The organism is Methylobacterium sp. D48H, from assembly GCF_053345715.1.
Genome location: NZ_JBKFAP010000215.1, coordinates 1 through 282, shown reverse-complemented (window position 1 = coordinate 282; position 282 = coordinate 1). Strand labels below are relative to the sequence as shown.

Annotated in this window: 1 pseudogene; it reads right to left on the bottom strand. The window is 75.5% G+C overall.

Features of this window, described 5'->3' with window-relative positions:
• Window positions 1–85: 85 nt before the first annotated feature.
• Window positions 86–282 (bottom strand): annotated as a pseudogene (locus ACLBX8_RS32185) (formylmethanofuran dehydrogenase subunit C); the annotation flags it as partial.

The window sequence follows — 282 nt, the reverse complement described above, 5'->3', positions numbered from 1 at the left end:
TGGGCGCCTCCCCGGGCTGGCGGCCTCGTGCGGGCCGGCTTGGCGGGGAGCATAGGACGCGTCCACGCCCCTTGCCCAGGCGGCGTCAGGCCGCGGCCCAGGTCTCGCCCTTGGCGATCGTCGCGAGGTCGCCGGAGTAGCGGCGCAGCGGCTTGCCGAGGAGGACGGCGTGCTCGGCGCTCAGGCCGCGCAGGGCCTTGGCCAGCAGCCGCAGGAACACGAGGTCGTGCGTCCCGGTCTCCACGAAGGTCGGCGACATCCGGCCGTGGCTGCCGACGAGGA